General features: G+C 65.3%; 21 protein-coding genes. 7 read left to right on the top strand and 14 right to left on the bottom strand.

Going from position 1 to position 24,020, the window contains the following annotated elements; all coding sequences use genetic code 11:
- Positions 1-53: 53 nt before the first annotated feature.
- Positions 54-1,397, bottom strand: coding sequence for an ArgE/DapE family deacylase (locus K6G35_RS07160; protein ID WP_495676255.1), 1,344 nt, complete (start codon positions 1,395-1,397; stop codon positions 54-56).
- 112 nt (positions 1,398-1,509) lie between these two features.
- On the opposite strand from K6G35_RS07160, the gene pdxR reads away from it, so the two are divergent.
- Together pdxR and K6G35_RS07150 are read left to right on the top strand one after the other, a co-directional pair.
- Complete coding sequence (gene pdxR, locus K6G35_RS07155) at positions 1,510-3,105, top strand: MocR-like pyridoxine biosynthesis transcription factor PdxR (protein WP_008649629.1); 1,596 nt, start codon at positions 1,510-1,512, stop codon at positions 3,103-3,105.
- 111 nt (positions 3,106-3,216) lie between these two features.
- Complete coding sequence (locus K6G35_RS07150; protein WP_495676254.1) at positions 3,217-4,623, top strand: FAD-binding oxidoreductase; 1,407 nt, start codon at positions 3,217-3,219, stop codon at positions 4,621-4,623.
- A gap of 47 nt (positions 4,624-4,670) precedes the next feature.
- On the opposite strand, the gene K6G35_RS07145 is transcribed toward K6G35_RS07150, so the two are convergent.
- Both K6G35_RS07145 and K6G35_RS07140 read right to left on the bottom strand, forming a co-directional pair.
- Positions 4,671-5,396 carry an LrgB family protein gene (locus K6G35_RS07145; protein WP_495676253.1) on the bottom strand — a complete coding sequence of 242 codons (726 nt, stop codon included), beginning with the start codon at positions 5,394-5,396 and terminating at the stop codon, positions 4,671-4,673.
- A 1-nt stretch (position 5,397) separates the two neighbouring features.
- Entirely contained in the window at positions 5,398-5,808 is a 411-nt protein-coding gene (locus tag K6G35_RS07140; RefSeq protein WP_008649634.1) for a CidA/LrgA family protein, read from the bottom strand.
- Here K6G35_RS07140 and K6G35_RS07135 point away from each other — a divergent pair.
- Positions 5,807-5,992, top strand: a complete 186-nt coding sequence (locus K6G35_RS07135; protein WP_495676252.1) for a hypothetical protein — start codon at positions 5,807-5,809, stop codon at positions 5,990-5,992. The two genes, K6G35_RS07140 and K6G35_RS07135, sit on opposite strands and share 2 nt — an antisense overlap.
- A gap of 4 nt (positions 5,993-5,996) precedes the next feature.
- Here the strand turns inward: K6G35_RS07135 and K6G35_RS07130 are convergent, their stop codons facing one another.
- Both K6G35_RS07130 and K6G35_RS07125 read right to left on the bottom strand, forming a co-directional pair.
- Positions 5,997-6,914 (bottom strand): LysR family transcriptional regulator, encoded by a 918-nt coding sequence (locus K6G35_RS07130; protein WP_008649637.1) that lies wholly within the window; start codon positions 6,912-6,914, stop codon positions 5,997-5,999.
- Positions 6,889-7,902, bottom strand: coding sequence for a cupin domain-containing protein (locus K6G35_RS07125; RefSeq protein ID WP_008649638.1), 1,014 nt, complete (start codon positions 7,900-7,902; stop codon positions 6,889-6,891). Before K6G35_RS07125 ends, K6G35_RS07130 begins: the two co-directional genes overlap by 26 nt.
- A gap of 152 nt (positions 7,903-8,054) precedes the next feature.
- Between K6G35_RS07125 and K6G35_RS07120 the strand changes: the two genes are divergently transcribed.
- Positions 8,055-8,594: a carboxymuconolactone decarboxylase family protein gene (locus K6G35_RS07120; protein ID WP_495676251.1), complete on the top strand. Its 540-nt coding sequence runs from the start codon at positions 8,055-8,057 to the stop codon at positions 8,592-8,594.
- A 54-nt stretch (positions 8,595-8,648) separates the two neighbouring features.
- On the opposite strand, the gene K6G35_RS07115 is transcribed toward K6G35_RS07120, so the two are convergent.
- Complete coding sequence (locus K6G35_RS07115; protein ID WP_035882099.1) at positions 8,649-9,905, bottom strand: BamA/TamA family outer membrane protein; 1,257 nt, start codon at positions 9,903-9,905, stop codon at positions 8,649-8,651.
- A gap of 405 nt (positions 9,906-10,310) precedes the next feature.
- On the opposite strand from K6G35_RS07115, the gene K6G35_RS07110 reads away from it, so the two are divergent.
- The gene (locus K6G35_RS07110) at positions 10,311-10,748 is read left to right on the top strand and encodes a MarR family winged helix-turn-helix transcriptional regulator (protein ID WP_008649643.1); all 438 of its coding nucleotides are present in this window, start codon (positions 10,311-10,313) and stop codon (positions 10,746-10,748) included.
- A 109-nt stretch (positions 10,749-10,857) separates the two neighbouring features.
- On the opposite strand, the gene K6G35_RS07105 is transcribed toward K6G35_RS07110, so the two are convergent.
- The 8 genes from K6G35_RS07105 to K6G35_RS07070 all read right to left on the bottom strand — a co-directional run bounded on the left by K6G35_RS07105 (position 10,858) and on the right by K6G35_RS07070 (position 21,739).
- Entirely contained in the window at positions 10,858-12,690 is a 1,833-nt protein-coding gene (locus tag K6G35_RS07105) for an NAD(P)-binding protein (protein WP_495676250.1), read from the bottom strand.
- Positions 12,687-14,003, bottom strand: coding sequence for a cytochrome c (locus K6G35_RS07100; RefSeq protein WP_495676249.1), 1,317 nt, complete (start codon positions 14,001-14,003; stop codon positions 12,687-12,689). Before K6G35_RS07100 ends, K6G35_RS07105 begins: the two co-directional genes overlap by 4 nt.
- Positions 14,004-14,021: 18 nt before the next feature.
- Complete coding sequence (locus K6G35_RS07095; RefSeq protein ID WP_008649646.1) at positions 14,022-15,572, bottom strand: glycine betaine ABC transporter substrate-binding protein; 1,551 nt, start codon at positions 15,570-15,572, stop codon at positions 14,022-14,024.
- An 81-nt stretch (positions 15,573-15,653) separates the two neighbouring features.
- Complete coding sequence (locus tag K6G35_RS07090) at positions 15,654-16,001, bottom strand: cupin domain-containing protein (RefSeq protein ID WP_008649647.1); 348 nt, start codon at positions 15,999-16,001, stop codon at positions 15,654-15,656.
- Between the two features lie 10 nt (positions 16,002-16,011).
- On the bottom strand, positions 16,012-19,374 hold the full coding sequence (locus K6G35_RS07085) for an FtsK/SpoIIIE family DNA translocase (protein WP_495676248.1): 3,363 nt from the start codon (positions 19,372-19,374) through the stop codon (positions 16,012-16,014).
- A gap of 159 nt (positions 19,375-19,533) precedes the next feature.
- Entirely contained in the window at positions 19,534-20,118 is a 585-nt protein-coding gene (locus tag K6G35_RS07080; protein ID WP_008649649.1) for a DUF4136 domain-containing protein, read from the bottom strand.
- 13 nt (positions 20,119-20,131) lie between these two features.
- The gene (locus K6G35_RS07075; RefSeq protein ID WP_035882094.1) at positions 20,132-20,545 is read right to left on the bottom strand and encodes a DoxX family protein; all 414 of its coding nucleotides are present in this window, start codon (positions 20,543-20,545) and stop codon (positions 20,132-20,134) included.
- A gap of 192 nt (positions 20,546-20,737) precedes the next feature.
- Positions 20,738-21,739 (bottom strand): LysR substrate-binding domain-containing protein, encoded by a 1,002-nt coding sequence (locus tag K6G35_RS07070; RefSeq protein ID WP_035882156.1) that lies wholly within the window; start codon positions 21,737-21,739, stop codon positions 20,738-20,740.
- A gap of 155 nt (positions 21,740-21,894) precedes the next feature.
- Here K6G35_RS07070 and K6G35_RS07065 point away from each other — a divergent pair, with 155 nt between their 5' ends.
- Both K6G35_RS07065 and egtB read left to right on the top strand, forming a co-directional pair.
- Entirely contained in the window at positions 21,895-22,518 is a 624-nt protein-coding gene (locus K6G35_RS07065; RefSeq protein WP_008649655.1) for an FMN-dependent NADH-azoreductase, read from the top strand.
- Positions 22,519-22,725: 207 nt separating this feature from the next.
- A complete protein-coding gene (egtB, locus tag K6G35_RS07060; protein ID WP_495676247.1) occupies positions 22,726-24,015 on the top strand; it encodes an ergothioneine biosynthesis protein EgtB in 1,290 nt (429 codons plus the stop codon).
- Positions 24,016-24,020: the final 5 nt, after the last annotated feature.

The following is a 24,020-nucleotide window of genomic DNA, read 5'->3' as shown; positions in this document are numbered from 1 at the left end:
CCACGTGGTGGCGCATTTGCCCAGGCGGTACAGCAACGAGGGAAAACCGGTTTCTAGGTCTGGTCGGCGGCCGGCTCTACACCGCACCAGTCGTGCATGAACTGTGCGAACGTGGTGGCCACGCGCACCATGCTTTCGATCGACACCGATTCGTCGATGCCGTGGATGTTGCGAGCTTCGGGGCCGTAGCAGGTAACAGGCGTATCGAGCGTGATGCGGAAGTGCCGGGCGTCGGTGGTAGCCGTGGTGGCCTGGCGCTTGAGCACATTGCCGTGGGCCTTGCGGTGCGCCTCGGCCAGCGCCAGCATCGGCGCGTTATCGAGATCGAATTCGCAGCCGGGCGCGTGAAAGCCTTCGTAGCGAATGTTCAGGTCAAGCGTGCTACCCAGACGCGCCAGCGAATCACGAACGCGCTGGGCAACGATGGCCTTGGCATCGTTGACATCCATCTGCGGATAAAAGCCGATGCGGATACCAAGCGTGCAGGTACATGGCACGGATGAGTTCCATTCGCCGCCGTGGATCTGGCCCAGGTTGAAGTTGATCGGATGCGCGTGGTCGCGATAGGCGGCGGGCCGGTTCTCCGGCAGGTTCCATTCGGCTTCGAGACAACGCAGGTCCTCCATCACCGCGATGCCAGCCTCCACGGGATTGACGCCGGTGGTCATGTACGCGGCGTGGGCGGGGCGGCCCGTCAATTCCACATACATCCAGAACACACCCATCTGCGCGCTCATCAGGGCTTCGCCCAGCGGCTCGGGGATCAACACCGTGTCGAACGAAGCGAGCTTGCCCGCGCCCACCGCGCTACGCAGCGAAGCCACCGTGGCCAGCGCGCCGTTGCCGGTGCTCTCTTCTTCCAGCACGCCGTTGAATCCGACGTTGCCGGCAGGCTGCACACCCAGTTCCTTCAGTGCCTTGAACGCGGCCAGCGCGCAGACGATGCCCGCCTTCATGTCACCTGCGCCGCGCCCGTAGAGCCAGCCATCCTCGACATACGACTTGAACGGCGACTCGCGCCACATCGAATCGGGGCCGGTTGGCACCACGTCGAGGTGACCATTGAACAGTACCGAGCGGCCACCGCGTTCGCGCGGACGATGTGTAGCCAGCAGGTTGTAGCGCCCACCATCGGGACAGCACGGCGTGGAGAACAACGGCATGTCCTTCAGCTGCGCCGTGTTCAGGACGATGCGTTCCGACTCCAGTCCAAGCTCGCGCAGCGCACCGTCCATGAAGTCCACCGCGGGCTGCTCCGCACCCGACGGGCTCTCAGCCGCCACGAAGTCACTCAGGGTTTTCACCATGTACGGCGTGAGTGCGCGCACGGCATCGGCAATCGCCTGCGTGGTGAGCGTTGTCGATTCAGGAGACGCAACGGTGGCTGCATTCGGCATGGGGGCTCCGCGATGGGGACATCGAAAAAAAACAGCATCAGCACGGATGGAAAATTATCCGATGGTTGGTACCATCGGTAGGTCCATATCCTGTTTTTTGCCCGGAGCCACTTTGAAAGAGACCATTCTTTCCGACCTGCTGCTTCAGCGACTTGAGCGCCCCGCTGGTGCAGTCACCGGCAAATCGGGCGAGCATATGAACCGACAGCTCTACGCCATCATCCGTCAGGAGATCCTTGCAGGTGCTGTGCCAGCGGGCAGCAAGCTGCCGGCGTCGCGCCTGCTGGCCAAGGAAATCGGCGTCTCGCGCAACACCGTCCTGTATGCGTACGAGCAGTTATTGGCCGAAGGCTATGTAACCGCATCCACCGGAAGTGGCACCTTCGTGTCGCATACGGTTCCCGACCATCGTGCATTGCACAACGGGAGTGCGACGAATGGCACCATCACTGTGCCCGCAGTGCAGCAACACCCAAACCGATTCGCGCTGTCGCGACGGGGGCAGCATCTGGTGTCCCACGCCAGCGCGTCGGATCGCCAATGGGGCGCGTTCGTCGCGGGCGTGCCTGATGTCTCGCTGTTTCCGCACGCGGTCTGGGCGCGCCTGCTGAACAAGCACTGGCGCAATCCAAGTCCGCAGTTGCTGACGTACGCGCATCACGGCGGCTACCTGCCGCTGAAGAAGCTACTGGCCGAACACCTGCGTCTAGTGCGTTCCGTGCGCTGCGAGCCGGACCAGATCATCCTGACCACCGGCATTCACCAGGCCGTGGACCTGACCACCCGGCTGCTGGCCGACCCCGGCGACAAGGCATGGATGGAGGATCCCGGCTACTGGGGCACACGCAGCCTGCTGGCAAGCGCGGGCGTGGAGCCAATCCCGGTACCGGTCGACGACGAAGGGATCGCGCCAAGCCCCGCGACGCTACAGAATCCGCCACGCTTCATCTTCGTCACGCCTTCGCACCAGTATCCGCTTGGCATGATGATGAGCCTCTCGCGCCGGCGCATGTTGCTCGAATACGCGCGGCAGCGCGGTGCATGGATCATCGAGGACGACTACGACAGCGAGTTCCGTTTCGAAGGCAGGCCGGTGGCGTCGTTGCAGGGGCTCGACGACAACGATCGCGTGATCTACATGGGCACGTTCTCGAAAACGCTCTTCCCGGGCATACGCATGGGCTTCATGGTGTTACCCAAGCCGCTGGCACCCCACTTCGCCACTGGGCTTTCCGAGCTCTATCGCGAAGGCCAGCTCGTGCAGCAGGCGGTGCTGGCGGACTTCATCGAGGAAGGCCACTACGCCACCCATATCCGCCGGATGCGCCAGCGGTACGCGCAGCGCCAGGCGCTATTACGCGAAGCCATCGCCGACCGATTCGGCGCCGACTGGCCCACATCCACGCATGAGGCCGGCCTGCACATGGTGATGCATCTGCCGCGTGGCGCCGATGATCTCGGCATCAGCATGGCCGCGCGCACGCAGGGGCTGTCGGCCCGGCCGCTATCGCGCTACTACAGCGAGGGGGCGGCGACGCAACAGGGGCTGCTGCTCGGCTACGCGTGCGTGCCCGAAGCCGAGATCGGTCCGGCCTTTCGCAAACTGGCCGAAGTCATCGAGCCGGCGCTGGAACATCTGGCACGCACCCAGGAGCCGCCAAAGCCGATTGCCGCGAGGATCAACGCAGAGGCGTGGAGCGGCGCTTGATTCCTGGTGCCATCACGAAGGCGACGAATGGCACTTTACGTTGACGTGATGGATTCCTACGATCAGGTTTTGTCGCGCGGCATACGCTGACCCTTTCCATTCTGCTACTCGATGTCCAATACACCCGCCCTCCTCTCCGAACTCGCCGCGATCCTCGACCCTGCCGGCCTGCAAACCGGCGACGCCATCGACACACGCTTCCGCAAGGACTGGTACGCGCCGCTGGGTAACCCGCCTCTGGCCGTCGTGCGGCCGCGTACGACGGCGGACGTCGCGGCCATCCTTGCCGCATGCCACAGGCATGGCCAGCCAGTTGTTCCCCAGGGAGGCCTGACTGGCCTGGCGTCTGCCGCGACGCCCAGGCAAGGCGAGATCGTGCTATCGCTCGAACGGATGCGTGGCGTCGAAGAGATCGACGAGCAAGCTGGCACGATGACGATCTGGGCGGGCACCACGCTGCAGGCGGCACAGGAAGCCGCTCGCGCGGCCGGATGGTTGCTGGCGGTGGATCTCGGCGCACGCGGCAGCTGCCAGATCGGCGGCAATATCGCCACCAATGCGGGCGGCAATCGCGTGATCCGCTACGGCATGATGCGCGACCAGGTACTCGGGCTTGAAGTCGTGCTGGCCGATGGCACCGTGCTGACATCACTGAACAAGATGCTCAAGAACAACGCTGGCTACGACCTGCGCCAGGTTTTCGTGGGCAGCGAAGGCACGCTCGGCGTGATCACGCGCGCGGTCCTGCGGCTCGCACCGCTGCCGTCAGCCACGCAAACGGCGCTCTGCGCGCTGAACAGTTTCGACGATGTGGTGCGTCTGCTGCGCCATGCGCAGCGCGCGCTTTCCGGCCGTGTCTCTGCCTTCGAAGCGATGTGGGCCGACTACTACACGCTAGTCACCACGCGCGTTCCGGGCGTACGCGCACCGCTTGCGGCAGGGCATCCGTTCTATGTGCTGCTCGACCTGCAAGGCAGCGACGCCGATGCCGATGCCGCCGCGTTCGAACGGATGCTGGAAGGTGCGATGGAAGACGGCCTGATTGTCGATGCTGCGGTGGCCGCGAGTGGTAAGGAAGCAGAGAGTTTTTGGAAGTTGCGCGATGCGGTGGCCGAGTTTCCACAAATGTGGGCACCCAACGCGGCCTTCGACGTCAGCCTGCCGATTGGCAGCATCGGGCGGTTCGCCGACGCACTGCGTAGCGCCATCCTGGAACGATGGCCGAGCGCCGAACTGGTGAACTTCGGACACGTCGGCGACAGCAATCTGCACTTCAGCGTGCACCTGCCTGGGGTGGACGCGGCGGCGTTCCCGGAAACCGAGATCGACGCGGTAGCCTATGCCATCGTTCGCGAGTTCGCCGGGAGCGTGTCGGCGGAGCATGGCATCGGCATCCACAAGAAGCCCTACCTCGGCAACTCGCGCACACCTGCGGAGCTCGCGCTGATGCGCACGATCAAGGCAGCTCTCGACCCGAAGGGCACCCTGAACCCCGGGCGGGTATTCGATCCGGCCTGAGATGGACTACGGGTCGACTGTCGCCGTCAACCTGAAACCAGGGAGCCTCAGCCCACCAACGCCGTGACCCAGCCCGTCAAGGTTGGGCCGGCGATGACCATTAGCACCCCGGCCAGCACCATCGTCAGGCTGGCGACCACACCCTCTTCGGCGTGACGCTGCCGGGCGCGCGCGGTGCCGAAACCATGCGCGGCCGTGCCAAGCGATGCACCCTGCGCCACGGGCGAGCGCAGGCGCAGCAGGCCAAGCACCGTGTCCCCGACGATCATGCCGGCGAGCCCGGTCATTACGGTGAATAGCGACACCAGTTCGGCGGACCCGCCCGTATGGGCGACGACGGCCACAGCGAATGGCGTGGATGCGGAGCGCGCCATCAGGCTGCTCGACACCTCGCTGCTGAAATGAAATGCATCGGCCAGCAGCCGCGCGCTGAGTATCGCCACCAGCATCCCGGCGATCACGCCAAGCGCCAGCGCGATCCAGTGACGGCGCACGATCTCGCGTTGCTCATAGATCGGCACGGCGAACGCGATCGTGGCCGGTCCGAGCAGCCAGACCATCCACCGGGTATCGGCAACGTACTCGGCGTAGGGAATGCCGGTGATCAGCAGCAGCGCAATGGTCAGCGCCGGCACGACGATTGCCGGCGACAGCCAGATCCGTGGCAGGCGCTGGTACAACGGCTTGACAGCGAAGTACAGCGCGACGGTCCATGCCAGGCAGAGAAACGACGCCACGGGCGGGGCCAGATGCAAGCCGGAGAGCGCAGGCATCTCACTGTTCTCCGTTCGAGCGCGCCCGCACCAGCCGCGCCTCCAGCCGGCAGCCGGCATGGACTGCCAGCGCCGTGGCAGCCATAACGAGCACCGTGCCTGCCGTCACGGCGATGACCAGCTGGACGCCCTCGCGCCGGAACAGCGGCATATAGTTGATCACGGCCACCACGCACGGGATGAAAAACAGCACCAGCTCGCCAAGCATCCAGTTGGCCCCATCCTTGACCCAGCCGACCTGAAGGCGGCCGGACAGCAACAGGACCAGCACGGCCAGCAGCCCCAGCACACCTGGCGACATCGACCACCCGAACGCCCGGGTGAGCGAATCGGCGGCAAACCAGACGGCGAGGAGCCCGCCAACCTGCGTGAGCGTGCGCAGGTGGCGCGAGCCGGCAGGTATGGCGGACATGGCGGTACTGGCGGAACTGGCAGAAGACGCGGACGTGGAGGCGGGGGCGGACATGGCGGTGGGCAGCAAACCTGACATGCGCCAATTGTTCGCCGAGATCGTGCACAACGACAGGCCGCAAATCCGCATCGGTTGTGCAAAGATGCACAACCTCGCCCTCGCCCTCACCCTTTCACTACAGTGACCGATCAGCCCGTACCGTCGAGGAACAGCCCGGTATTCGCCTCGACTTCCTCGGCGATAAAGTTGGCCACGGCACGCACATGCGCCGATTTCCAGTGGTCTTCGTGAACGTGCATGTGGAAGGTGCGCGTCACGGCCACGGCATCGGGCAGCACCGGCACCAGCGCGGGGAAATCCGCCGCCACGTAAGCCGGGATGATGCAGAGGCAATGTCCGGAGAGCGTGGCGTGAACCTGGGTCAGCAGGTTCGTGCAGCGCACACGCGCCGGAAGCTCGACGCCGACCGCGCCGGAAAAGCTCAGTTCGGGCGAGAACAGCAATTCCTCCACGTAGCCGACGAAGGGATGCTGCGCGAGGTCTGCCTTGGTACGAATCTGCGCAGCGCGCTTCAGGTACGACTTCGTCCCGTAGACGAACATGCGGTAGTCGGTCAGTCGTCGCGACGCCACACGCAGATGCTCCGCACCCGACAGGCCAATGGCGATATCGGCTTCGCGGCGGGTCAGGCTGAAAATCCGGGCCGCGGCGAAAATTTCCACCTCGAGCCTGGGGTGCCGTTCGGTCAGCGCATGGATACGCGGCGCCAGGAACATGCTGCCGAAGCCGTCGGGCGCGCCGATCCGCACGATGCCGGCGATCTCCTGCTCGCCAGCCGCCGCGGCCTTCGAGGCAAGTAGCGCGCCTTCGATCGTCTCGGCGGTGGCCAGTAGCCGCTCGCCCGCATCGGTCAGCGCATAGCCCGTATGGCTCTTGTGAAACAGGCGCGTATTGAGCGTCCGCTCAAGTGCGTGGATATGGCGTGCCACCGTCGTGTGCTCTGTTCCGAGTTGCTCGGCAGCCGCGGAGAGCGTGCCCGACCGGGCAACGGCCAGGAAGTACCGGTAGTCATCCCAGTTGTCATTGGGTCTGGTCGCGGATGGCATTCGTCAATCCAGTTGGAGTCAAATCAGTAATGGGATCTCGGGCACCATGGCGCAGCGCGCGATGCTGCCGCCGGTATGCGCCCGGCCCGATGCCAAACTGCTGCGTGAAAACGCGGCCGAACGCCGCCTGCGACGCATATCCGCACTGCTCGGCCACGGCCGCCGCCGACAGATCATCCTGGCGCAGCAGCCGCGCGGCGCGTTCCATGCGCAGCGTCGTCACCAATTCCAGCGGCGTCATGCCCAGTTGCGAGAAGCGACGGGCCAGCGTGGCGCGCGACACGTTGCAAACCTGAGCGAGACTATCGAGAGTCCACGGCTGCTCGGGCGCCCGGACCACGGCGTCGACGGCGCGTGCCATCCGAGGGTCAGCCATCAAGGCAATGACGCCCTGCGAAACACCCCCTTGGGCGATCAGCGTGCGCAGCAGCACGGTAAACAGCGCGGTCGAGAGGTCGGCGATGATCGCAGCGCTACCCGGGCCGGGGCGCTCCGCTTCCACATGCATCATGCCGATCAGGCCGCGCAGCCAGGCCAGATCGTCCGCGCCGCCCTCGCCTTCACCATCGCCGTTGCCTCTTGTGCCGACGCACAGCATCTCCGGCAACGCGCTCAGCAGAACCTTGGACGCGCTGCCAAGCACGAACGTGCCGCACAGGATGTCGAGCGGCGCCGCCGCGCCCGGTACCGACACTTCCGTCACCACCCCGTTGAACTGCCGCGACTCCGCCGCCCTGCGCCGGCCGCCCTGCATGCCATGCAACGTATGGGCGGCGCCATGCGGAAACAGCAGCACATCGCCCATGCCAACCTGCAGCGTCTCCTTGCCCACCTGCACGCTGGCCTGTCCATCCAGGATCACGTGGTATGGCACGTGACCGGGTGGCGCCTGTTCATTGTGGGCCGACCACGCACCCGCCACGCGGCAATGAAGGTCCACCGTGCCGGCTGGTGCCAGCAGGCGCACGAGTTCGCTAAGGCTGTCCATGGAGCACGCCCCGATGTGAGACGATCGAGCAAAAAGATGAGCCGATTCTAATCCATGCGAATCGCACTCGCACCTACCATGGAGTCCATGGAAGCGTTGCCACATACCGGCGCCTCCGAACCCCGATACCCGTGACACGAAGGAGAAAGATCATGACCACCCGCCTGCATACCATCGCCGTCCAGGACGCCACCGGCCAGACCGCCGAACTTTTTGGCGCGCTCCGCGGGGCGATCGGCAAGGTGCCGAACGCCTACGCGACGATCGGCAGCAACGCGCCGGCTGTGCTCGCGCAGGCGCTGCAGACGAATGCGGCGCTCAAGAAGGGCAACCTGTCGGCGCGTGAACTGGAAGCCATCAACCTCTCCGTGAGCGAGCACAGCGGTTGTGACTACTGCCTGGCCGCACATACGCTGACGGGCAAGATGGCCGGTTATACCGGCGATCAAATGCGCCAGCTTCGTCGGGGCAGCTACCCAGAGGACGCAAAAATTGACGCGCTAACCCGCTTCGCGGTGGAACTGGTGAGCACGCGCGGCACGGTACCGGCTGCAAGCCTGGACGCGATACGCGCCGCCGGCTACAGCGATGGGCAGATCGTCGAGGCCATTCAGGCCATCAGCGCGATCCTGTTCACCAACATGATCAATCGCGTCAACGACACGACCCTGGACTTCCCGGTCGTAGCATAAGGAAACGGGCCCGTATGGGCCCGTTTCAGCATCGATGGCGTCACGTTTGCCCAGCTAGTGCCACGCGCTGCCCACCTGGATATAGAACGCATTCTGGTCGCGGCTGTGCGCCACGTCGATACCCATCGACAGGCCCAGCTTGCGGGCGATCATGTAGCGGAAACCGCCACCGACGCTGACCACGGTAGACGCATCGGAGAAATCGTTCCACCGCCCGTACGCCTTGCCCGCGCCCGAGAACGCCAGCAGCGACCAGCGCGGCGTGACGTCCCAGCGCAGTTCGACTTCGGTCATTACGGCGTTGCGGTCCTGATAGCGCCCCTTCTGCACACCGCGCAGGTCCACATAGGGCTGCGCGTAGAACGGCACATCACCCGTGGAGAAACGCGTATCGCCACGCAGGCCGAGAATCAGCGTGCGAGCCACCGGAATCCACGTGAAGCCACGCGCGTTGTACATGTCGAACGTCTGTGTGCTGCCGAAGCCGGCTCGCGCGAACTGCGCTTCCAGCTCGGCGTAGGTGCCCTTGTTCGGATAGAAAATGTTGTCGCGCGAGTCGTAGTCGATGACGATACCGCCCTTGCCGATACGCTGGTCGCGCTCGAAGCTGCCCAGTTCCTGCGCCGAGTTGCCGAACTTGAACGTCGCGGACGTATCGGCATATACGTAGCGCGGGCCGATAAACCAGTGCGTGTCGCCCACGCGGATCAGCACCTGCTGCACCAGCGCGAAGCCGCTCAGCTCATAGGATCGCGGCTGGTTCGAGACACCGAAGTACTCGAGATTGGCGTCCACCTTGCCGATACCGCCCAGATAACGGATGCGATCACCATCCCAGGTGTGGAAATGCCCGAAGCCGGCCGCCCACGTGCCGTTATCGGTATAGGCACCGCCCAGCACCGTGATATTCGGCGGCGCCGGCCCCTTGCCACTGGCCCGGGCCTCGGCGGCCGCATCCGCCATGGATTCGGAGAAGAACAGCAGTCCGAGCCCGAAGCCGTAACCCACCGCCGGTTCGGTGATGATCGTCGGCACCGGCAGCGCGCCCTTGTGATTGAGCAGGAAGTCGCTCATATCGAGCTTGCCGTCCTCCGGATCGAAGAACGTCAGTTTCTTCTTTGCCGGAGGCTGCATCTGGTCCGCCGGCTTGGCGGATTCGGACGGTTTTGTGGATTCCGCCTGCGGTTGTGATTGCGTTTGCGTCTGAGACTGAGATTGGCCCTGATCTTCGGGCTGAGCCTGTCCATAAACCGGCGATCCGGCGGCAGCAGCCAGCAGCGCCAATGCAGATATCAGAATCGCGCGCGTCATTTTCCAGATGTCATATTGAAACCGGCAACGACGGTCCTCTGCGGGACACCGCCCCCTTACTCAGTTTGCCGGGGTCGAATAGAGTGACACTTCGATCCCTTTTTCTGATTTATCCGCGACTGTACCGGAGCAACACCCGCGACGCGGCGCTATGCGTGATGAACTTTCTCGTCCGCAGAATTTAGATTTTTTTCCCCGCGCACCTTTTCGAATACCCCAATTGGGGCATTTCCAATGACCGGACATCCGCGCCAGACGGCGGTTTTGGGAAATCGCACTCAATTTCATTTCTTCTACATCGACTCACAACAAAACTAAATTCCCATTCTGTCGCGAATTCGCCAGACTTCTTTTCGGCAAGTGTCTGCATCACAAGTCTCTCGATCATCGAAAAAGGACACGATAGTGAAACACTACACACCCGAGAACTTCCATCTCACCCAGAGCATTGGTTTCCACCTGAACAAGGCGCGCAACAGCCTGCTTCTGGAAATGGATTCCGCATTACGTCCCCTGGACATCAATGGGCAACAGATGGGCATCCTGCTGGCGCTGACCCGCGGCATGGCGGGTACGCCGTTTGAGATCAGCAAGCTGCTCGGCATCGACAGCGGCCTGATGACGCGCATGCTCGACCGGCTCGAGGAAAAAGGCCTGCTGGAGCGCAGTCGCAGCATCGACGACCGTCGCGTGGTGAATCTGACCCTGACCTCCAAGGGCAGACTGGTTTCGGCAGAGATCCCGTCGATCGCACCGGAAGTGCTGAATGAGCGACTGAAGGCATTCACCCCCGAAGAGTTCGACGAATTCCGGCGCCTGCTGCAGAAGTTTGTTATGGGTTGACCACATCTGGCGAGTTGCGCGCACGACCGGCCAGGTCGTGCGCCGGCTGCGCCTCGCGTCAGCGCATGACGGACGCAGGCCGTCGCGCTGACCCGCCCCCCTCACTCACTCAGGCCTTGGGATTGAGAGACCCCACCGCCCGCATCGATTGCTCGATCGCTGCTGTCACCGACGGGCTCCCGGCCGTATCGGCCCCCGCAATGCGGATGTTCCCTACACCCCGCCCTGCCTGCTCCAGCGCAACTTGCAGGTTTGCATCGTCGGGCGCGAGCCCCGATGGCATGTAGCTGTATCCGTGCGCCCAGCGATTGACGGTAATGCCCTGGATGTCCCGGGCTGACTTGAATCCGCCCGCCGCCAGCATACGGTCGAGCTGGGTGCGGATATCGCGCTCGAGCGCCTCGAACGGCGTGCCAAGCAGAAAGGCACGACCGGCGCGGAACCGCTCGCGGGCCGACATGCCGCTATCGGGCACGGTCGGCACATAGAGCATGTGGAGCACGACCGGGTCATCCTTGCCGCCCGGCGCGGATTCGAGCCAGAGGTCCGAGTAGGCCATGGTCGGCGCATGGATCCGCCACGTCTTCAGCGCATCGAACGCGCGCCAGTTGTCGAGCGCCACCTTGGTGTAGACAAGCGGCGCCTTCACGCACGAGCGCAGCGCGGCCTTGGCTGGCGCCGGCAAGGAAGGCAGGATGAACGGCACCATCATGTCGTAGCCGGCCACGACGACGTGCGCGGCTTCCACGCGTTGCAGGTTGCCCTGCCACCCGTAGGTCACGCGCGTGATCCGCACGTCGGGTTCGATCGCGATGGCGGTGCTATTCAAACGGATACGCACCGGATTCCCTTCCCGGTCGAGCTTGCCGTAGTCGAAACGCGCGCCGACGATTTCCTGCCCCTGCGCCGCCGCCACGCCTGGCACCAGCTTGCTCGCCAACGCTCGCGCCAGCGTGGCGTTGCCGTCCGGGAACCAGAGCCGCGAGGCCGGTGACTTGCCCAGCCTCGGGTCGATCGCCGGGGCGGCCATGCCGGCGCCGGCCGGCAAACCGATCGCGATGGCCTGCGCCACCGTGATGCCGTCGGCATCGAGCGCGTAGGCGTCCTGGCTGCGGCTGCGCAGGAACCGCAGCCCCGGTAGCCCTAGCCCGGCCTTCTCGCGCAGAAACACCGCATAGCGCGTGGATTGCGCGTAACGGGCTCGCGCCTCGCCAGCCATGCCTGACAGATAGTCAGTCTCACCTTGCGCCAGACGCTGAAGCGCCTTCCGGTCGGCTGGCGGCAATGGCGCGGCGTTCAGGAAGGCGCCCAAATCGTCCAGTGCTGGACGCGTCCCGGCGTTGCGCGCGTCGACCAGCGCCGCGAACGGATCGCCAGCCAGCCATTGATCGCGCCCAAAATGTTCGGCATCGAAGAACACGGCACGCCCGAGGCCTCGCCGCGCATAGTCGTCCCCGGGGCGCGCCTGGATCGTCGGCGCCAGGTCGAGCCCCGCCAGCAACGCCCGCACGGCCGCGTTGTCGCTGGCCGACGGCGGCATCTCGGCACTGCCGCCGTAGGTAACCAGCGTGCGGCCACGCACCGTGAACTCGTTCCGCTTGGCGTGGCCGCCGAAGTCATCGTGGTTGTCGAGGATCAGGATGCGCGCGTTGCCACCGAAGCGCTGCTGGTAGAACCACGCCGCAGCCAGCCCACCGATGCCGCCACCTACCACCACCAGGTCATAAGATTCGCGCGCCAGCACGCCCGGATACTTCGCACCCTCCCGCGCCAGGCTATGCGCAAGCGTAAACGTACCGGGGTGGTTGCCACGCAGGCCGGTCAGCGCGGGAGGATAGGCAGGGCCCTGCGCCTCCGCAGCACGCAGCAGGCTGGCCGGTGCGAGCCCGGCGGCAATCGTCAGCGCCGTACCATTCAGGAAGTCTCTGCGAGTAATGGTCATCGTGCGTTCGTCGCCTGCTTTCCTGTTGCCTTGCGGCGTTCCGCCACGGTTTGCGCCGTCACGGGCGCGGCGCGATTCCCCCAGCTGCTGCGGATGAAGGTCAGCAAATGTGCCAGTTCCTGGTCTTCCATGGTCCAGCCATAGCCGGGCATGTGGTAGTCCGTGGGAGCGGTGTTGACCCGCGCCGTGACGGCGCCATTGAGCAGCAGGTTCACCAGCGATGCGGGATTCGGGTCCACCACCGTCGGGTTGCCGGCCAGTGGCGGAAATACCCGCGCGTAGCCCTTGCCGCTGGCGTTGTGGCACGGCATGCAGTAGGTCGCGTACTGGCGTGCCCCAGCGGTATCGAACCGCCCCTGCTCGAGTTGCGTGGCAACGGTCGCGTCATAACGGAACGGCTCCGTCTCCCGGCGCGCGCCCGGGATCGACTTGAGATAGGTCGCCACGGCGTCGAGATCGCCGGGGGTCATGTACTGGGTTGACGAGGCAATGACCGTCGACATCGGTCCGAACGACGTGGCATGGGCGTTGCGCCCCGTGTGCAGGTATTCGACGATCTCCGCCAGCGACCAGGCGCCAAGCCCGGTCAGCATGTCGCCGGTCAGGTTCGTGGCCGACCACCCCTCGACCGTTGCGCCGGACAGAAAGTCGCGGCTGCGTGTATCGGTCCCTTTCTCGCCGAACAGCGTGCCACGCGGGGTATGACAGGCGCCGCAGTGCGCCACGGCCTGGACGAGATAAGCGCCGCGATTCCATGCCGCGCCCCGATCGGCGCTGGCCGGTATCGGCCCTTCCTCCAGATGGAGCAAGTTCCACGGCACCATGAGCCACCGCATGCTGTATGGCCAGCGCATCTGCGCATCACGATTGGTCTGCGCTACCGGCTTGACCTCGGCGCGCAGCCAAGCATACACGGCGGCCACGTCGTCCCGCGTCATACGCGCGTACGACGGATACGGCATGGCGGGATACAGGCGCCGACCGTCACGGGCCACGCCGCGCCGCACGGCACGGTCAAAGTCGTCGAGCGAATAGCGGCCCAGGCCGGTACTGGCCTCAGGCGTGATATTGGTGGAGTAGACGGTGCCGGCGCCCGTCTGCAGTGGCAACCCGCCGGCCATCGGCGCCCCACCCTCGGCGGTGTGACAGGCAACGCAATTGGCGACGCGCGCCAGGTAGCGGCCGCGCTCTACCTGCGCCTGGGAAGCAGCGGGCGGCGCCGCCCATGCGGTGCTCACCGACAGCCACGTCATCCATGCCAGCCATCCGATTGCGAATCCACGCATCGCGGTACCGTTCTTGTTGTGATGCACCTCGGGGACACCGCATTGTTACCCAAATTTCGCCATGCGTGCGCGCTTTCGATCCCGCAAGTATTCGGCCAGACCAAAGCCACCCTGCACCACCAATGCCAGCACCGCGGCCGGGATCGCGCCGCCGAGAAGCTGGGTGGCGTCGTTCAGCGCCAGTCCGGTCACGATCCGCTCGCCGTACCCGCCCGCGCCGACAAATGCTGCGATGGTCGCCGTGCCTACGCTGATGATGGCCGCGGTCTTGATACCGGCCAGCAGCACCGGCAGGGACAGCGGCAACTCCACGTACCAGAGCACTTGCAACGGCCGCATCCCCAGTGCCAGGGCAGCATCGCGCATCCCCGCCGGCACTTCCTGCAAGCCGGTGCACGCGTTGCGCACGATCGGCAGCAAGGCATAGAGGAACAGCGCGACCAGTGCCGGCCAGATGCCGATACGGCCCAGCGCCGGTATCAGCATCGCCAGCAGCGCCAATGACGGGATGGTCTGCAGCATACCGACCAGGGCCAGCAGCACCTGACCGAACCGGCGCCGGCGCGCAGCCACCACACCCAGCGGCACGCCGACCAGCGTGGCGGCTCCCACCGAGCCGCCGACCAGCGCCAGATGCCGGGCCGTCAGGCGCCCGGTCTCCGCGTTCGTCAACATCGCCGCCAGGTTGTCGCGCTGATCCGATCTCGCCACACCGTTCACCGATACCCCTGGATGCCCGGACAGGAAATTCCGGGCCACAGCAGAGAACGTCTTCCCATCGACTTCCGCTGCCGCATTCATGGCGATCATGTCCTGCGTTCCGATGGTGCCGGCCAGACGCCGCAGTGCCTGCCACGCCGCCGCATGACGCGCCGGCACGTCGAGCCGGTAGACGATCACCGCCTCGTAGCGCGGGAACACGCGCTGGTTGTCCTCGAGCACGCGCAGGTGGTACTTGCTGATCTTGGCATCAGTCGAATAGATGTCGGTCGCGTCGATCTGCCCGTGCGCCAATGCCTCGTAGGCGAGGCCATGATCGATCCCCGATGGTCGCTGAGGCAGTCCATACGCGCGCTTGAGCGCGGGCCAGCCATCGGCACGGCCAAGAAACTCATGCGACAGGGCGATCCGCAGATCCGGCTGCCCCGCAAGGTCGCCAAGCGCGCGCAGGCTGACTGGCTGGGCATCGGAGACCGCGATCGCATAGGTATTGTCGAAGCCGAGCGCGATGGCCGCGCCCAATCCCATCGGCGCCAGCGCGGCGTTGATCTGCTCCAGCGTGGCGGTACCCGGCAGTCTCAGAATCTCGCTGGCAAGCGTGCCGGTGTAGTCCGGGTATAGGTCGATGCTGCCGGCCTGGAGCGCCTGGAACACGATGGCGGTGTTGCCCAGCCCTGGCAGATATCGCACCGGGCCGTGCGGCTCGGCAACCTGCCTCAGGATCTCGCCCAGGATGTAGGACTCGGTAAATCGCTTGGAGCCGATGCGCAGCGTGTCGGCACCGGCAGCCGGGCCACAGGCCATGACCAGCAGCACGAACAGCGCGCCAAGGATGCGGCATTGCCGGAGGGCGAACCGCGTGAATGAATGAGACAAGCCGAAGCCTCCGCTCGGTGATGTCCCCCCATCATAAGGGCATCCGGCAAGCGCCGCGGCAGATCAGATGTGTCAGGCGGATCAGGTGGCCGTTGGGGAGACGTGGATCGCCAGCCAGATGGTCGGCTGTGCCGCGTCGGTCCTTGCCACGCGGTGGCGGCAGTGGGCCGGCAAATGAAGCCAGTCGCCGGCGCCCAACGTGTGCGTCGTGCCGTCGTCGACTTCCACGGCGGCACTGCCGCTGATCACGAGCACCCACTCGTCGTCGGTGCTGTCGTACCAGAAGTCGGGCGCGCTGGCCTGGCCGTTCGAGACAATGCGCTCGATGCGCACCCGACCCGCCGCCTGCCATGCCATCAGATCTGCAAAGATCTCCGCCGATGCGTGAACTGGTACGTCTCGCAGTAGATTGCCGGTGGTCGCCGTCATCGTCAGTTCCTTAGTCGGACGGCCCCGGCGCCAGCACTTCGCGCGTGCCGTTGCGGCCCATCGGGGATACCAGCCCCGCCGCTTCCATCTGTTCGATAAGGCGCGCGGCACGGTTGTAGCCGATGCGTAGTTGCCGCTGCACGGCGGAAATCGACGCGCGCCGCGATGTCAGCACGAACTGGGCGGCCTCATCGTAGAGCGGGTCGGACTCGCCGTCGCTGCCGTTGTCGCCGAACAGATCCGCGGCGCCTTCGGGCGCGTCGCCTGCCAGGATGGCCTCGTCGTAGTCGGGCTCGCCGAACTGCTTCCAGTGTTCGACCACGCGATGCACTTCCTCGTCGGCCACGAATGCGCCGTGCACACGCTGAGGATAGCCTGTGCCCGGCGGCAGGAACAGCATGTCGCCTTGCCCCAGCAGACTCTCGGCGCCCATCTGGTCCAGGATCGTGCGCGAGTCGATCTTCGAAGACACCTGGAACGCCACGCGGGTCGGGATATTGGCCTTGATCAGGCCCGTGATCACGTCCACCGACGGCCGCTGCGTGGCCAGGATCAGGTGGATGCCGGCCGCGCGCGCCTTCTGCGCCAGCCGGGCGATCAGTTCCTCAATCTTCTTGCCGGCCACCATCATCAGATCGGCCAGCTCGTCGATCACCACCACGATCAGCGGCAGCGTGGACAGCGGCTCGGGCGCATCCGGCGTCAGCGAGAACGGGTTCGGCACCTTCTCCCCGGCGGCTTCCGCCACGCGAATCTTCTGGTTGTAGCCCGCCAGATTGCGCACACCGAGCGCCGACATCAGCCGGTAGCGCTTTTCCATTTCACCGACGCACCAGTTGAGCGCGTGCGCGGCCTGCTTCATGTCCGTGACCACGGGTGCCAGCAGGTGCGGAATGCCCTCGTAGACCGACAACTCGAGCATCTTCGGGTCGATCATGATCAGACGCACGTCTTCCGGCGTGGCCTTGTACAGCATCGACAGGATCATGGCGTTGACGGCCACCGACTTGCCCGAGCCGGTCGTGCCGGCCACCAGCAGGTGCGGCGCGCGCGCCAGATCGGTCACCACCGGGTTGCCGGTGATGTCCTTGCCCATGGCCAGCACGAGCTTCGACGCGTGCGCCTGGAACGCTCCGCCATTGACGATTTCGGACAGGCGGATCATCTGCCGCTTCGCGTTCGGCAGTTCCAGACCCATGCAGGTCTTGCCTGGAATCGTCTCGACCACGCGGATCGATGTCACGCCCAGCGCGCGGGCCAGATCCTTCATCAGGCCCACCACCTGCGCGCCGCGCACGCCCATTGCCGGGTCGACTTCGAATCGTGTGATGACCGGACCCGCGCTGGCCCCGACCACGGACACCGGCACCTTGAACTCGGCCAGGCGCTGGGCGATCAGTTCGCCGGTCTGCTCCAGCCGCTCCTCGGACACCTGCTCGGCGTTCTCGTCAGCCGCTTCCAGCAGGCTGGCGCCCGGCAGACGGTAATCGACGATTCGCGGCGCTGGCGGGGGTGACGGAAGTGAGGGCGGCACGGGCGCGGCCAGCACCGGGGCAACCGTCACTGGCGCCTGGGCGCCAAGTGCCACCGTCCGCCCGACTACGGCCTGCAGGACGATGCGTGGCTTGGGTGTTGGCTGGACGAAGGTGTTGGCATCCACCACGGCGGACGGGTCGTCGGTCTGGCTGCCGTCGGTCTGGCTGTCGTCGCCTTGATCTTCGCCCTCCCCTGCTTCCTCGGCTTTCGCCTGCAAATCGATTCGGGATTCGTCAGATTCGGGGTTGCCGGCATCGGCCACCGGGCTGCTGGCTTCGTCGCTGGCCGGGACGGCCTCGGCGAGGATTGCTTCGGTGGACTCTTGTTCTGCGGTTTCGGTTGCGGCTTCGGTTGCGGCTTCGGTTGCGGTTGCGGCTGGCTCCTCGTCGATGGCGTCCGCTTGGACGACCTCCGCCTCGGCCATTGAAGCTGCCACGGCCAACTGGATCGCCATATCGTCGGCATCGCCCTGCTCTGCTGGCACGTCCGGGATGTCAGCCAATACCGGCTCCGCGATGCGTGCCGGCAGCGCCTCGGCTACCATCGGCGCGGCTTCGGGCACTGCCTCTGCCACCGGCGAAGGCTCCACTGCCACCGATGGCTGCACGTGCCGGCCAGCCAACGCCTGCAACTCGGCCAACAAGGCCAGCGCCTCCTCGCGAATCGCGTCCATCGTCACTGACGACTCCGGCGTTTCGCCGGGCGCCTCGGATTCGTCGTTGACTGCGGACGTTTCCAAAGCGGCGGACGCGCCCTGACCTTCGACGGCAAGGTCATCCGCGAGAGCCGCAACGGCTACCGCCTGTTCGACAGCCTCCGCCGTGGCAGCCGGGGCGACGGTAGCCGCCGACGCGGCCACCGAGGTCGCAACCGCCGGCTCGGGCAGCGTGGTAACTGCCGAGCGCAGGCCGAGCTGCGGATTACGGAACGGGCTGCTGACAACCGTCGCGCGCGGTGCTGCCGGCTTCGGCGCAACCGTGGCTTCCGCCTTCGCCTGGACCGGTGCGGCTGCGGCGGGACGGACGGCCGTCGGCACAGGGTTGGCCGCGCGAGGCGTGGGTGGCGTCGTGGAAGACTTCTGCGCGGTAGACGGAGCAGGCTTGGGCACCACCGGCGCCACCGGCTTCACCGCCCCTGGCGCCTCGGCATGATGCAGCCAGATCTCGCCCGGTTGTGGCGGCGACTCACGCGTGCGGGGCGGCGGTTGCCACGCGGGCTGACGGCGGGCGGAAACCGCCTCGATACCTTTCTGGCGCGGCTGCGTGGGCTGCCAGCCGCCGGCCGACTGCGCCGGCAGCGACGTGGTCTCCCAGCGTTCGACTGAATCACGCGGCGAAGCCTGCGGCGCGGTGCTATCGCTACGGAGTTCGCCGCGCGGTTCGCTGCGCGTGTCGTGACGGAAATCTGTTGTACGGGTGCTGGCTCGCGATTCGAATCGGGAATCGGCGCGCGACTTCGTCCGGGTGTCGCCACGGTCCTCGTCACTTTCCACGCGCGGCTTGCGCAGCAGGAACAGGCTGCGCCATGTCTCGCCGAATACCATGGGCGCGGTCAGGCCCAGCACCGCCAGCATCATCAGCAGCGCGCCAGTCCAGCCGAGCACTCCGGATGCCACGCCGGCCAGCGCGTGCCCGACGGCACCGCCCGCGGTCTCGCCTTCGCCGCCAGTCAGCGATTCAAGCGTGGCGCTGGCACCCAGCACGAGTACCGTGCCAAGCAGCACGCGCAGCGAGCCACGACCAAGCAGCCGCCGCTCGCCGGCCAGCACACGCCCCACTGTTTGCCATACGAGCGGCAACAGCCACAAGGTCGACAATCCGAACCAGCCCAGACCCATGATCAATTTGACACGTTCAAAACTACGGGCAGCGATTGTAGCGGGTCTGGCTCTGGTGCCATGCGCGAATTTGTGACGCGATGTCGCGGAAAGCGCCGATTCTGGTGAAAAAAGATGGTGACGCAGGGATGAAGGTGCGCGGCGACGGGTAGCGACGCGTTACTGCGCCGCGCGGAACGGGTACTTGAGGAAAATCTGCGTCACGACCTTGTCGATAGCCTGCTGGCGGGTCTGCGGGTCCACGTCGCTCGCGTCGCCCTGCGCCACGCCCTCCCAGACGAGCTGGTTCCTCTGCGCATCGACGATATCGATATTCAGCGTGCCTTCGGTGTAGGTGTAGGTATCGCTGTAGAACCCGTAACCGGGCCATGGCGCATAGAGACCGCCGCGATACGCGTAGTAGCCGGCGTATCCGGGCGGCGGCATCGGGGCCGGGTTGCTGACGACTTTCTCGCGCAACTGCGCGTTAAAGTTGACCAGCAAGTCGGGCAGATGAGCCGCATATCGATAGCCGCGCGCGGACATCTCCCGGTCGACCGCCGTCTTCAGGTATTGCGTAGTCAGGCTCTCATACCCGCTGTGGTCCGTGCCGGGATGCGCCACGAATCCAAACGTCCGGTACTTCGAGAAGTCGTTCGCATGGTTGTAGTCGGCACGAATATCAGGGCCAGTCGCGCAGCCTGCCAGCGACACCAGCACCACCATCCAGGGCGCGGCACGACGAAATCGACCAAGACTCAGCATCGCGGTGCCTCCGTCAGTTCCACCTGCCATCAATACCGCCGAAGCTCAGACGTCCGGCACCGAGCAGGGCCACCGCGAGCGCGCCCGCCAGATACATCCCCTGCAATTCCAGCGCCCAGCCACCGGTTGGCGCCATCTCCATGAGCTGCTTGGTGTGGACGAGCCCAAACGCGAAGAGCATGTTGATGACGACGATCAACGCCGCCGCCCGGGTCCACAGGCCGACGATCAGGAGGATGGGGGCCAGCACCTCGCCCACGTAGACCAGATAGGACAGCTCCACCGGAAGGCCGGCGTCGGTGACCACCTTCACTACGAAACCCGGGCCAGCCATGATCTTCGAGATACCGTGCAACAGAATCAGCACCCCCAGCACGATACGAAGTACGGCTTTGCCAAGATCCTGCGATCCTTGCGAGTGACTCATTTCGACGGCTCCTTGCATTGGACGATGCGGTATCACATGGAACGCATGTGACCTGTACTCCCTACATTAGGTCGTGCTGGCGTGAAGGTAAAGGCGCAGCACCGTACAGGTTGCCCGCTGTCGGGGCTGTCGGAACTGTCGGGACTGTCGGGGCTGTCGGAACTGTCGGGACTGTCGGGACTGTCGGGACTGTCAGGACGCCTCCAGCTCCTTCGCCTTGCCGCCGGCGCGCTGCGCGGGCTCGGTCGGTGGCGCCACGTGCATTCCCAGGCTGACGTTCGGAATCATCCCCATCTTGCGCGCGCATTCGGGCAACACTTCGCCCAGATAATCGAGAAAGCGGCGAAGTGCGGGCGTCACCCCCTGCCGCGACGGAAAGACCGCGTGCAGCACCCCCATCGGCAAGTCCCATTGCGGCAGCAGTACTTCAAGCTCCCCGCGCTCGACTTCATCGCGACAGTACATGCTCGGCAGCAGCGCCACGCCGACACCGGCAATTGCCGCTTCCCGCAGCAGCGCGAACTCATCGGAGATGAGCTTAGGGTCGTAGCTCACATGGACCTGCTCACCAGTCTTGCTGACGAGCGGCCACACATGCTTGCCATCGTGAGGCTTCTGATTGACGCCGGGCATCCCCTCCAGCGCCTGGGGCGTGCGCGGCCGGCCAATGCTGTCGAGCAGTGCCGGGCTGGCCACCAGCCGCAACTCGCTCTTGCCGAAGGTGCGCACGGCCAGGCTTGAATCCTCCAGCACGTTTCGCACGCGCAGGGCGAGGTCGAATCCCTCCGCAATCACGTCGACACGACGGTTGGTGGCTTCGACTTCAAGCTGGATGCCGGGGTTGGCCCGCATGAAATGACCGATCGAGGGTGCCAGCAGCACCTGTGCGATACCGACCGGGCAACTGATTCGGAGAAAGCCTCCCGGTTGGTCGCGAGCATGTTCGATCACTTCGCGGGCGGCCTCCGCCGCATCGAGCATTTCGCGGCAGCGGGCATAGTAGGCCTCGCCAAGCGGCGTCACGCGCACTTGTCGGGTGGTCCGGCGGAGCAATTGCACACCCAACTCCTTCTCGAGCTGTGCAATCCGGCGGGAAAGTCGCGATTTCGGCACGCCGGTGGCCCGGCTTGCCGCTGAAAAGCTGCCGTGCTGCACCACCTGGGCAAACAGCGACAAATCGTTGAGATCCTGCATGGCGGGCTCCTTCAAGGCGGGCAACGGCACGTAGGCGGCGAGGCGCATGCCGTTGCAGCGATAGAACAATCATTTGCATTTTGCCTCACTACCGGCACCAATGGGGAACCTCTATCTTTCAGCCATCCAAACCGAATTCCCAAGTGGAGCCAGACATGAACATCCTGCAAATCGATTCGAGCGTACTGGGCGACAACTCCGTATCGCGTTCCCTGACCGCCAGCATCGTGGCCGACCTCGTTGCCAAGAACCCCGGCGCCAAGGTGACCGTACGCGATCTGGACAAGGAAGCCCCCGCCCACCTCGGCAACCACCTGCTGCCGGTGCTGGGTGGCCCGAAGGACGGCCTGAACGCCGTGCAGCAAGCCGAACTCGAGCGCACCGAAACGTTCCTGGCCGAATTCATGGCTGCCGATGTGCTGGTGATTGGCGTGCCGCAGTACAACTTCAGCATCCCGAGCCAGCTCAAGGCCTGGATCGACCGTATCGCGCAAGCCGGCCGCACCTTCCGCTACACCGCCAACGGCCCTGAAGGCCTGGCAGTCGGCAAGCGCGTGATCGTGGTGTCGTCGCGAGGCGGCGTGCGTCAGGACGCCAACACGCTGGACCTGCACGAAGTCACCATTGATGCAGTGCTGCGCTTCCTCGGTATCACCGACATCAGCATCGTCCGCGCTCACGGTCTGGCCATGGGCCCCGACGCGCGCGAAGCCGGTCTCACGACTGCCCGCTCGCAGATCGCCGCGCTCAACGACGCCGCGCTGCGCGCCGCTGCCTGAGCCTGACAGTCTCTCCCTCTCCGTGTAGTTCCCGGCGCCCTCCCCGGTGCCGGCGATCCTTAAGACAGGTGCCTCCCCCAGGCACCTGTTTTTTTGTGGGCCTCGCAAACGCCCACCTACGTCAAACTCCGATGGCCTTGCCGCTCGCCCCGACATGCGGATGGGTCTATGATTGTTCGACATTTGCCGCGCCTTCCAGGAGTCTGCATGACCTCAGCCCTGCTGCCTGCCGCCGCCAGTCATCCACCGCAAGAACCCGCCCTGCTCAGCCAGTACCGTCATGTGCGCAGCGCTACGGAAGCGATGGTGGCGGACCTGTCAGATGCTGACGCAACCGTGCAATCCATGGACGACGCCAGCCCAGCGAAGTGGCATCTTGCCCATACCACCTGGTTCTTCGAAGAGTTCGTGCTAGCCGCCCGGCTGCCCGATTACGAGCCGGTCGATCCGCAGTATCGCTATCTGTTCAATTCGTACTATGAAGCGGTCGGCGCGCGCCACCCGCGCCCACGCCGCGGCCTGCTGACTCGCCCGTCGCTCGATGAGGTACTGGCGTATCGCGAAGCCGTCGATGAAGCGATGGAATCGCTACTGATGCGGGCCCAGACCGACGACGAAGCGGCGTTGATCACGCTTGGCCTGCATCACGAGCAGCAGCATCAGGAACTCCTGCTGACCGATATCCTGCACCTGTTTGCGCAGAATCCGCTGCGCCCGGCCTATGCGCCGACGCTGCCGTCCCCGGTTATCGCTGACCCCCGCCCCGCTCCGGAGTGGATCGCCTTTCCAGGCGGCGTGGTGACGATCGGCCACAGTGGGGACGGTTTCGCATTCGATTGCGAAGGCCCGCGCCACCAGGTACTGCTGCAGCCATATCTGCTGTGCTCGCACCCGGTCAGCAACCACCAGTGGTTTGAATTCATCGAGGATGGCGGCTACCAGTCGACCGGCCTGTGGCTCTCCGACGGATGGCGCTGGGTCTGCGACAACCAGATCGGAGCCCCCCTGTATTGGGAAGAGCGCGACGGCACGTGGTGGCAGATGACGTTGCGTGGGATGCAGCCCGTCGATCCGGACAGCCCGGTCACGCACGTGAGTTTCTTCGAGGCCGACGCATTCGCGCGCTGGGCGGAGCGCCGCCTGCCGACCGAAGCTGAATGGGAGCACGCGGCGCACAATCTGCCCGCCACCGGCAATTTCGCGGAAGGCCGTGCGCTACGTCCCCTGCCCGATCGTCAGAACACGGCTGGCTCCCTGCGCCAGATGTTCGGCGACGTGTGGGAGTGGACGGGCAGTGCCTTCCTGCCCTATCCCGGCTTCCGGCCACGCGAGGGGGCCGTGGGCGAGTACAACGGCAAGTTCATGAGCAGCCAGATGGTGCTGCGCGGCGGTTCCTGCGTCACCGCCGAATCCCATATCCGCGCAAGCTACCGCAACTTCTTCTATCCCCACCAGCGCTGGCAGTTCACTGGGGTGCGACTTGCGGACGATGTCTGACACGT

Source organism: Cupriavidus sp. HY129, from assembly GCF_059492215.1.
The sequence above is the reverse complement of the archived record's forward strand: the minus strand, read 5'-3'. Positions and strand labels throughout refer to the sequence as shown.